At 44.9% G+C, this 10,338-nt stretch carries 11 protein-coding genes; 9 read left to right on the forward strand and 2 right to left on the reverse strand.

All coding sequences use genetic code 11. The features are described from left to right. Positions 1 to 873 precede the first annotated feature (873 nt). From NBH16_RS06430 to NBH16_RS06445, 4 genes are all read left to right on the forward strand, one after another. On the forward strand, positions 874 to 2,049 hold the full coding sequence (locus NBH16_RS06430) for a MalY/PatB family protein (RefSeq protein ID WP_008778607.1): 1,176 nt from the start codon (positions 874 to 876) through the stop codon (positions 2,047 to 2,049). A gap of 48 nt (positions 2,050 to 2,097) precedes the next feature. Beyond that, positions 2,098 to 2,673, forward strand: a complete 576-nt coding sequence (locus tag NBH16_RS06435) for an FKBP-type peptidyl-prolyl cis-trans isomerase (protein ID WP_005854436.1) — start codon at positions 2,098 to 2,100, stop codon at positions 2,671 to 2,673. Positions 2,674 to 2,776: 103 nt separating this feature from the next. Next, the gene (gene aroC / locus NBH16_RS06440) at positions 2,777 to 3,853 is read left to right on the forward strand and encodes a chorismate synthase (RefSeq protein WP_005864373.1); all 1,077 of its coding nucleotides are present in this window, start codon (positions 2,777 to 2,779) and stop codon (positions 3,851 to 3,853) included. A gap of 12 nt (positions 3,854 to 3,865) precedes the next feature. Then, the gene (locus NBH16_RS06445) at positions 3,866 to 4,186 is read left to right on the forward strand and encodes a DMT family transporter (RefSeq protein ID WP_005854432.1); all 321 of its coding nucleotides are present in this window, start codon (positions 3,866 to 3,868) and stop codon (positions 4,184 to 4,186) included. A 106-nt stretch (positions 4,187 to 4,292) separates the two neighbouring features. Here NBH16_RS06445 and rlmH read toward each other — a convergent pair whose 3' ends face one another. Next, entirely contained in the window at positions 4,293 to 4,766 is a 474-nt protein-coding gene (gene rlmH / locus NBH16_RS06450) for a 23S rRNA (pseudouridine(1915)-N(3))-methyltransferase RlmH (RefSeq protein ID WP_005854430.1), read from the reverse strand. 88 nt (positions 4,767 to 4,854) lie between these two features. Between rlmH and NBH16_RS06455 the strand changes: the two genes are divergently transcribed. The 3 genes from NBH16_RS06455 to aldA all read left to right on the forward strand — a co-directional run bounded on the left by NBH16_RS06455 (position 4,855) and on the right by aldA (position 7,695). Next, on the forward strand, positions 4,855 to 5,226 hold the full coding sequence (locus NBH16_RS06455; RefSeq protein WP_008780051.1) for a DUF4783 domain-containing protein: 372 nt from the start codon (positions 4,855 to 4,857) through the stop codon (positions 5,224 to 5,226). A 3-nt stretch (positions 5,227 to 5,229) separates the two neighbouring features. Continuing rightward, positions 5,230 to 6,069, forward strand: coding sequence for a carboxylating nicotinate-nucleotide diphosphorylase (gene nadC / locus NBH16_RS06460; protein WP_005854425.1), 840 nt, complete (start codon positions 5,230 to 5,232; stop codon positions 6,067 to 6,069). 189 nt (positions 6,070 to 6,258) lie between these two features. After that, complete coding sequence (aldA, locus tag NBH16_RS06465) at positions 6,259 to 7,695, forward strand: aldehyde dehydrogenase (RefSeq protein ID WP_122382975.1); 1,437 nt, start codon at positions 6,259 to 6,261, stop codon at positions 7,693 to 7,695. Positions 7,696 to 7,740: 45 nt separating this feature from the next. On the opposite strand, the gene NBH16_RS06470 is transcribed toward aldA, so the two are convergent. Further along, positions 7,741 to 9,501 (reverse strand): DNA polymerase III subunit gamma/tau, encoded by a 1,761-nt coding sequence (locus NBH16_RS06470; protein WP_036613276.1) that lies wholly within the window; start codon positions 9,499 to 9,501, stop codon positions 7,741 to 7,743. 69 nt (positions 9,502 to 9,570) lie between these two features. Between NBH16_RS06470 and NBH16_RS06475 the strand changes: the two genes are divergently transcribed. Both NBH16_RS06475 and NBH16_RS06480 read left to right on the forward strand, forming a co-directional pair. After that, entirely contained in the window at positions 9,571 to 9,876 is a 306-nt protein-coding gene (locus NBH16_RS06475; protein WP_005854418.1) for an FtsB family cell division protein, read from the forward strand. Next, positions 9,877 to 10,200: a hypothetical protein gene (locus NBH16_RS06480; RefSeq protein ID WP_005864364.1), complete on the forward strand. Its 324-nt coding sequence runs from the start codon at positions 9,877 to 9,879 to the stop codon at positions 10,198 to 10,200. It abuts the gene before it with no gap. The last annotated feature ends 138 nt before the right edge of the window (positions 10,201 to 10,338 follow it).

Genomic DNA, 10,338 nt, shown 5'->3' on the forward strand with positions numbered 1-10,338 from the left:
ATTGATATGCGCAAAGGATTTAAAAGAAAATTCTTCATTTTTCTTTCAATTCTCAAGCAAATACCATTTTAGGATTGCATTTTAACAGGAGCAAGAGTGTATTACTTAGGAATCGGAAGGTATAGAAGGGAAAAAACTTCGATTTCCAAACAGAAACAGTAAAAAGACAAATGTTATCTAAAACAGATTCCAGATAACATTTTTATCAGATAACACGACTTACGATAACACGTATCTCATAAGAAAATCCTATTCTAGCGATAAAAAAGATACATATAAACTCTAAATCACATATTTATTAACACTTGTAGACTATAAATAGCCTTGAAAAAATTCATAATAGTGTTCTAGAAAAAACATAAGGAAGTTTTCTGAAGAACATAAGGAAGAAATTTCATCAAGTATCGGACTAAATTTTGTTAACATTCGAATGAAAATCACCTAAAATCAAGACTAAATCCGGCATAACCCACGCTAGAAGCAGCTCAAGCAAAGACATTTTCAAAATGACTTTCAGACAGAGAAAGCCTTAAATACTCAACCGATAGACAGCTATTCAAACATCAATCATAAAAAAGACCAACAACACCTGCATTCAAACATCATTCTGATTTACACAACCATCAAATGCTTGCGCTTTTTCCGTGCGACCAAGCCCCCGCCCCATAATTCATCACCCACAGAGAGCAATAATAACACTTTGACATTTTGCCAGTTCACGGTTTGATAAGCCATTTAAGTAAACGATTCATTAAATATATCGCCGATTTCCTAATATACAGCATTTCATACTTTGATTTGGATAAACAATAAATATAATAATTTGTATCTTTGACCCCAATAGCAATTAAGAAACTGATCGTTAATAAAAATATGAAACACTACAACTTCGACGAAGTTATCGAACGGCATGGGACGAGTTGCGTGAAATTCGACCGTTTGAAAGAGATGTTCGGTGACGAGAATCTGATACCACTATGGGTGGCGGATATGGATTTCCGCACACCGGACTTTATTGTAGAGGCCCTGAAGAAACGTTGTGAGCACGAGATATTCGGCTATACATTCGGCTCCGACGAGTATTACGAGAGTATCATCAATTGGGTACACTACAAACATAACTGGAAAATACAACGGGAATGGATCAGCTATATCCCGGGAATCGTAAAGGGAATCGCTTTCGCTATCCAATGCTTTACGCAAAAAGGAGATAAGGTCATCATCCAGCCCCCTGTTTATCATCCGTTCCGCATCGTTCCGGAGAAAATGAAGCGTGAGGTCGTTTATAATCCGCTAAAGATGGTAGACGGCATCTATGAGATGGATTTCGATCATCTTGAATCTATTATAGATGATAAATGCAAGGTATTGATCCTCTGCAACCCTCACAATCCGGGCGGGATCGTCTGGAAAAAGGAAACCTTGGTCCGATTGGCCGAGATTTGCACCAAGCACAATATTTTGGTTATCTCCGATGAGATTCATGCGGAAATGGCCTATCCTCAGTATACGCATTATCCATTTGCCTCCGTATCGGATACTGCCGCTTCTTGCAGCGTAACTTTCATGGCACCGAGCAAGACGTTCAATATCGCCGGTATCGTGACTTCCTACGCAATCGTACCCAATGATCGCATCCGGGAAGAATTTTACTCTTTCCTTGAGGCCGGAGAGTTTGGCGATGGCACGATCTTCGCTTATACGGCGACAACCGCCGCTTACACCTATGGCGCCGAATGGTTGCAACAAATGCGAATGTATATCATGGAGAATGTACGTTTCGTGGAAGAGTTCATGAAACTACATCTCCCCAAGATAAAAGTTTACCAGCCCCAAGCCTCCTTCCTCGTTTGGTTGGATTGCAGGGAACTGGAATTAAGTCAAGATGAACTCGTACACCTGTTCAAAGACAAAGCCGGACTAGCGCTGAACGACGGAAGTATCTTCGGTCCCGGGGGAGAAGGCCATATGCGTTTGAACATTGGTTGCCCCCGCTCTGTTTTAGATAAAGCGATGAACGCTCTTAAAAAGGCGGTGGATAAGAAATAAAATCGTATCTTTGCGAGCATTTCTATACATATTTAAAATACAAGACAAATGAAAATTACAGCAAACAAATACGTTGCGGTTACATACGACCTGAACGTTGGCGAAGGTGAAGAACGTGAGTTAATGGAAAAAGCGACGGTCGAGGCTCCTTTGAAATTCATCTACGGAACAGGCATGATGCTTCCGGCATTCGAGAAAGCCTTGAACGGGCTGGAAGTAGGTGGCACGTTCAACTTCTCCATCGAGCCAGCCGAGGCTTATGGCGAATATAACGAGGAGCACGTATTGGATCTTCCGAAGAATATCTTCGAGGTGGACGGTAAATTCGACGCCGAGATGATCAAGGAAGGTAATACCGTACCGATGATGGATTCTAATGGCAACCGTATGAACGGCTCTGTATTGGAAGTGAAGGATGATATCGTGGTAATGGACTTCAACCATCCGTTGGCTGGCGAGACTTTGCATTTCAGCGGCGAGGTAATCGACGTACACGAACCGACAGCGGAAGAGATCGCAGCCTTCTCCGCTCCCGCAGGTGGATGTAGTTGCGGTTGCGACGATTGCGGTAGCGATTGTGGCGATAACCACGAGGGTGGTTGTGGTTGTGGTGGATGCCACTAAATAATGGGAAATTGAGAATTGAAAATTGAAAATTAGGAGAAGTGCCTAATCATCGGCTTTTGATTCTCAATTTTCAGTTTTCAATTTTCAATTAGACAAAACGGTGAATACTTTTGGTAATATTTATAGATTAACATCGTTCGGCGAATCGCACGGCCCCGGTATCGGCGGCGTGATCGACGGATGCCCAGCCGGGATCGAATTAGATACGGCATTCATCCAGCAAGAGCTGAACCGTCGTAAACCGGGACAATCCCGTATCACGACCCCCCGTAAAGAGGATGATGAGGTACAATTTCTTTCCGGCATCTACGAGGGAAAGACAACCGGTACGCCGATAGGTTTCATCATCTGGAACAAAAACCAACATTCCTCGGACTATGACAATATGAAAACGGTTTACCGTCCTTCCCATGCTGATTATACCTATCAAACGAAATATGGAATCCGTGATCCCCGTGGAGGTGGACGTTCGTCCGCCCGGGAAACGATCGCTCGTTGCGTGGCTGGGGCCATCGCTAAACTCGCCCTTAAGCAATACGGCATACAGATCCAAGCTTATACCTCGCAGGTCGGCCCGATCCAATTAGCGGGTAGTTACCAAGATTATGATTTAAGCTTGACGGAGGAGAGCGACGTACGTTGCCCGGACCCGAAGACCGCCTCAGAGATGGAAACCTTGATCGCCGAGGTCAAATCAAAAGGAGATACGATCGGCGGTATTATTACCTGTGTGGCGAAAGGGGTTCCCGTCGGATTGGGAGAGCCTGTGTTCGGCAAGTTACATGCCGCGTTGGGACATGCGATGCTTACGATCAACGCCGTGAAGGGCTTCGAGTATGGAGACGGATTCAACGCCGCCTTCTTCCGCGGATCGGAAAGGAACGATCGCTTTTTCAATGATAACGGGCATATCAATACTCGTACCAATAATTCCGGCGGTATCCAAGGAGGGATCTCCAACGGACAAGATATTTATTTCCGGGTAGCCTTTAAATCGGTCGCTACGATCTTGATGGAACAAGAAACGGTTAACATGGAGGGAGAGGATACGATATTAAAGGCACGCGGACGTCATGATCCATGCGTATTGCCTCGTGCGGTACCTATCGTCGAGTCTATGACCGCCATGACTTTATTGGATTATTTATTGATCCAGAAGACACGGGAAAACTTTTAAGACTAATTCTATATGGCTTGGATTCTGTTAATTATAGCCGGATTATTCGAGATCGGCTGGCCGCTGGGCTTTAAATTAGCAAGTATGCATTCCAAATATTTTATTTGGTTTATAGGTTTATCGATCTTATCCATGGGCTTAAGCGGTTATTTCTTATATCTCGCCCAGAAAAGCATCCCGATCGGTACGGCTTATGTAATCTGGACCGGGATCGGGGCTATAGGGACTGTTCTTCTTGGAATCTTGTTTTTCCATGATTCCGCGAATATATTCAGATTATTGTTCTTATCCTTGATATTGATAGGGATCGTCGGCCTGAAATTAGTCCATTAATCCGGGAGAAAAACACCAGTATTCGCATAGCCTCACGGCAGTATCGGTGTGAACTTACGCCAGTATAGGCGTAGGGCTATGCGGATACCGGCGTTAAACGATGCGGTTATTCATGATGGTAAGGCTCGTTATTCAAGATCGTCATCGCCCGGTAAATCTGCTCGATAAAGATCAATCGGATCATCTGGTGGGAAAAAGTCATCTTGCTCAACGAGATCTTTTCCGATGCCGCCTTATACACGGCCTCACTAAAACCGTAAGGACCGCCCACCACAAATACCAAGCGTTTCGGGACCGTATGCATTTTCTTTTCCAGATAAGTAGAAAATTGCATGGAGGTGAACTCCTTCCCTTTCTCGTCCAGCAACACCAAATAATCGCCGGGCTGCAAAGCCTTTAAAATCAATTCGCCCTCTTTCTCCTTTTGCTGCGCCTCTGAGAGGTTCTTCACGTTCTTTATATCCGGTATGACTTCCATTTCAAAGGGTATATAATGCGTCAAGCGATTTTTATACTCATTGATAGCCTCCACAAAATAACCGGCATCCGTCTTACCAATCACAATCAGTCCAATCTTCATCTACTTACATTTACAGGTTTAGAAAGGCTAAGTTACAAGAAAAATACATACCTTTGCCACTAATTACTCAATAAAATAAAGAAAGCTTATGAAACGACTCTTACTTACATTCGCCTTGATATTCGCATTCGTATGTGCGCAGGCGGCGGATATTACCAGTATATCAAATGCTTTCAAGGCAGGAAATGCCTCCTCTCTATCCGGTGCTATGGATAAGGTGGTGGATGTAGCCTTGCCCGGTTCCTCTAAGAAATGTAACGGAAGTGAGGCCGTCTCTATGTTGTCCTCATTTTTCAGTTCGAATAAGCCTTCCGGATTCTCGGTCGTACATCATGCGGATAAAAAGGAAAGCGGTTTCCTTGTCGGAAAGCTTCCGACGTCTTCCGGTGAGTACCGTGTAAACATCACGTACCGTGCCGAAGGGAATACAGCGATTATACAATCAATCAGAATAGAATAAAAGATGGACAAACTTATTGACGACTTAATCAAATTAGCGTTTGCCGAGGATATTGGCGATGGTGATCATACCACCTTATGTTGCATCCCCGAGACTGCGATGGGGAAAAGCCAGCTGATCATCAAGGAAGATGGCGTATTGGCCGGCGTGGAAATGGCTAAACGTATCTTCCACGACTTCGATCCGGAACTGAAAATGACCGTCTTTATACAAGACGGAGCCGAAGTGAAAAAAGGGGATATAGCGTTCGTGGTGGAAGGTAAGATCCAATCCTTATTGCAGACCGAGCGGTTGATGCTGAACGTTATGCAACGCATGAGCGGTATCGCTACTACGACCCGTAAATACGCCAAGGCGTTGGAAGGCACCAAGACACACGTTTTGGATACTCGCAAGACAACTCCCGGTATGCGTATGATCGAGAAAGAGGCCGTACGTATCGGTGGCGGCATGAACCATCGCATCGGTTTGTTCGATATGATCTTATTGAAAGATAATCATGTGGATTTCGCCGGCGGCATCGAGCAAGCGATCACACGTGCGCAAAACTATCTGAAAGAGAAAGGAAAGAGCCTAAAGATCGAGATCGAGGTTCGTAACTTCGACGAGTTGGAACAAGCCATGAAAGTAGGCGGTATCGATCGTATCATGTTGGATAATTTCAATATCGAGAATACAAAAGAAGCGGTTCGCCGCATCAACGGACGTTTCGAGGTAGAGTCTTCCGGCGGTATCACGTTCGACACATTACGTGATTACGCGGAATGTGGCGTAGACTTCATCTCCGTAGGGGCTTTGACTCACTCCGTGAAGAGCTTGGATATGAGCTTCAAAGCCTGCTAAAACGAAAAACGATCATTCTATAAAAAAACAGCCTTGAGAAGATCAACTTCTTGAGGCTGTTTTTCTATATCTACCCTATTATCTTGATTCACTATCATTTCTGATAGAACTATTATCATTTTTAAAACATTGCCATTCCTTCCTTTCCCGTACTTTTAAGAACAAATTATTCAACCTAAAAATAGTATCATGAAAGAATTGAAAATGTTTATAGATGGCAGATTCATTGAGAATGAGTCTGGGAAATGGATCAAGGTATTGAATCCTTCTACCGAAGAGGTTATTTCACTGATGCCCGACGGGACGGTTGAAGATGCCAGAAAAGCGATCGATGCCGCAGAGAAAGCGCAGAATCAATGGGAAAGAACACCCTCTATAGAAAGGGCGGCTTATCTGACAAAGATAGCGGCAGGCATCCGTAAGAGAGAGAAGGAACTGACCGACATCATCGTCCGTGAAGGAGGCAAAACCCAAGGACTCGCCAATGTTGAAGTTCTTTTTACCGCGGATTATATGGATTACATGGCAGGCTGGGCCCGTCGGTACGAAGGGGAAATCATTCCCAGTGACCGCCCTCATGAAAACATTTTCTTATTTAAGAGACCGATTGGAGTAACGACAGGTATCCTACCTTGGAATTTCCCATTCTTTCTAGTCGCTCGTAAAGCCGCTCCGGCCTTGATCACCGGAAATACGATCGTGATAAAACCTAGCCAGCTTACGCCAGAGAACGCATACGTATTCGCACAGATCGTGGAGGAGGCAGGTTTGCCTGCCGGTGTTTTCAATCTGGTAAATGGACGGGGTAGCGTGATTGGGCATGAACTCGCGGCGAATCCGAAAGTAGGTATGGTTAGTCTGACTGGAAGCGTGGGAGCCGGACAACAAACCATGTCCGCTGCCGCTCCTAATATCACGAAAGTTTCTCTGGAGTTAGGAGGTAAAGCCCCGGCTATCGTGATGAAGGACGCAGATATCGATCTTGCTGTTAAGTCTATTATTGCCTCTCGTGTGATCAATACCGGACAGGTATGTAATTGTGCCGAACGGGTTTATGTAGACAAAGCGATAAAAGAGACCTTCATGGAAAAACTAGTCGCCGGCATGAAGCAGGTAAAAGTAGGAAACCCCAATGAGGTCGCGGATCTGGATATGGGACCGCTTATTGAAGCCAGCGCATTGGAGTCTATGGAGAAAAAAGTAGAGAGAGCGATCCAGCAAGGTGCTAGGCTACTGTGTGGCGGGCATAGGATCGGTACAAAAGGATATTTCTTCGAACCGACCGTTTTGGATTGTGTTACACAGAAAATGGATATCATACAAGAAGAGACTTTTGGCCCCATACTGCCGGTTGTCGAATATTCAGATATCAACGACGCTATCGCATGGGCGAATGATTGCGAATATGGATTGACATCTTCCGTATATACACAAAACTTGGATAACGCATTCAAGGTAATGCGTTCCTTAAAATTCGGGGAGACTTATATTAACCGTGAGAATTTTGAGGCTATGCAAGGCTTCCATGCGGGATGGCGTAAATCCGGAATCGGTGGCGCGGATGGAAAACATGGACTTGAGGAGTATTTGCAAACTCAAGTGGTTTATCTTGAGACAAAGGAATAAAAAATAAGACTAAAGATCCCTTCTTGGGATCTTTAGCATATCTACTTAATCTAACGTCAAATTAAATTCATCCCTCAAACGACCCAAGGTAGGATTTATCTTCATCAGCAACTCTAGCTTCTCCGTGGATGTATAAGCCAAATGCTTCTCATTTCCCTCTACGATCCGGACACGCATCTGGATACGGCTATTAGTAAGATGCTGGCGGAGAAATGGCAGGATATGGATCGCATTATTGATCAATTCCTCTTGCTGCCCCGGGTTATGTACGGCTACCTCGAAATAATAATTCTCTTGCAAGGTAGGCTTGCAATTGATCATCGTATTCTTAAGATACACTTTCTTGTCAATCGTTGCGGCGTAATTATCCCATTCACGAACCAAGGAATCATTGTCAAAGGGAGTTACTACCTCCTTTACGTTCGTTGTCGCTTGTTGAACGGTTTGTTGCTTAGGCTTCTCCACTCCGATCTCCTTCATGGAGATTCCCATCGGACGAGCCGTTCTACGAACCGGATTAGGCGCTGTAGACGGAGGTGGCGCAGGAACCGAGCTCGGCATGTGCGTACTCATAACTTGTGGAGCACCGGCCGCTGCCGTAACTGAAGGAGCTTGAGGCGGCTGTTGAGGCTTCCCGCTATTCACCGCTTGAGAAGCTGGATTCGTCCCGGCGATCGGCTCAATCAGCGCTTTTTTTTTATCGTCGGCGGCTACCTGTGTTAATTGACAGAGCTGAATCAACGTCAATTCCAATAAAAGACGCTTATTGCGGCTGGCACGATAATTCAAATCACACGTATTCGCTAGCTCTATCGCCTTGAACAGAAGTTGATCCGGACAATGTTTCGCCATCTCCTTATATCGTTCACGTATAGAAGCCCCCACCTCGAATAGCACCAAGGTGGACTCATCCCGGCATACCAATAAATCCCGGAAATGCCCGGCCAAACCGGTTATGATATTCTGCCCGTCGAATCCTTTGCCTAATATCTCGTTCAAGATCAATAAAGATGCCCGCACATTGCCAGATAAGATCGCATCCGTCAGACGAAAATAATACTCATAATCCAGCACGTTCAAGTTATCGATAACCGCTTGATACGTGATATTTCCATTCGTAAAACTTACCACTTGGTCAAAGATAGACAAAGCGTCGCGCATACCTCCATCCGCTTTCTGGGCGATCACGTTCAAGGCTTCCGGCTCCGCTGTTACCCCCTCTTGCGAAGAGACATATTGCAAATGCTCCACCATGTCGGCGATGGATATACGGGAGAAATCATAGATCTGACAACGGGAAAGGATCGTGGGAAGCACCTTGTGCTTCTCGGTCGTAGCCAAGATAAAGAGAGCATGATGCGGAGGTTCCTCCAATGTCTTCAAGAATGCGTTGAAAGCGGCGGTTGTCAACATATGGACCTCGTCAATAATGAAGACTTTGTATTTACCGATTGGAGGCGGGATACGCACTTGGTCGATCAAGGTACGGATATCGTCCACCGAGTTATTCGAGGCGGCATCCAGTTCATGGATATTGTAAGAACGCTGCTCATTGAAAGCCCGGCACGACTCGCACGCATTGCAAGCCTCGCCATCCGCCGTCGGATTCAAGCAATTGATTGTCTTCGCAAAGATACGGGCACACGAGGTCTTTCCTACTCCACGAGGACCGCAAAACAGATAAGCATGCGCTAATTTGTTACTTTGTATCGCGTTTTTCAGCGTAGTGGTAAGAGACTTCTGCCCTACTACACTCCGGAAAGTGGACGGGCGATATTTTCTTGCCGATACAATATAATTATCCATTCTCTGCTTTTTATTGATAAGACAAAGATAAACAAAATAATTCATTATCTTCGCGAAAACGATGTTTCGATGTCACGCATAAAAGAGTTTTACATAAAGTATCTATCGTGGATCAACGCTTATTGGTTGGTTACCATCGTGTTCCTTATCGTCACCTTTACGGTGGGCGATAGCAGCCTGTATAAACGCTATACGTACGACGAGAAAATACGCGGCTTGGAGAAAGAGATCAAACATTATCAAAAGGAGATCGAGATCAACAGCAAGAAATTAAACGACCTGCATACGGACAAGGAGGGACTGGAACGTTTCGCCCGTGAAGAGTATTTTATGAAAAGGTCGAACGAGGATGTTTTTATTATCAAGGACAAATAAATGAATCAACAAATCAGATCGATTATTTTCGGCGTAGCGGGATTACTCGTATTAGCCGGTGCCGTATTGTTTCTTACTCATTGGGCTGTCGCCCCTTATTTATTCGCTGCCGGTGCGGCGGGTATAGCCGTTTGCTATCTGACCCTTCCGGTTAAGGACTTGGACTTTCGTCGCCGTCGGCTCCACCGTTTCAACGTATTCGCCGGACTTCTAATGATCGTATCTTCCGGCTTTATGTTCAACAACCGTACCGAGTGGATCCTTTGCTTGAGCGTAGCCGCTATCTTACAAGTATATACCGCTTTCGTTACTCCTAAAGAGTAATTGGCCGCAAAACGCAGTGACATGATACAGATTTACTTCACACGTAATTAACAATTAAAAGAACGTGTGTAACATGTCAAACAAGTTAAGAGAACGTAAAAATTACAGCATGGAGTTCAAGCTCCGTATGCTGAAGGA

This window comes from Parabacteroides sp. Y3-G-102, from assembly GCF_023656845.1.
Classification (GTDB): Bacteria; Bacteroidota; Bacteroidia; order Bacteroidales; family Tannerellaceae; genus Parabacteroides; species Parabacteroides distasonis.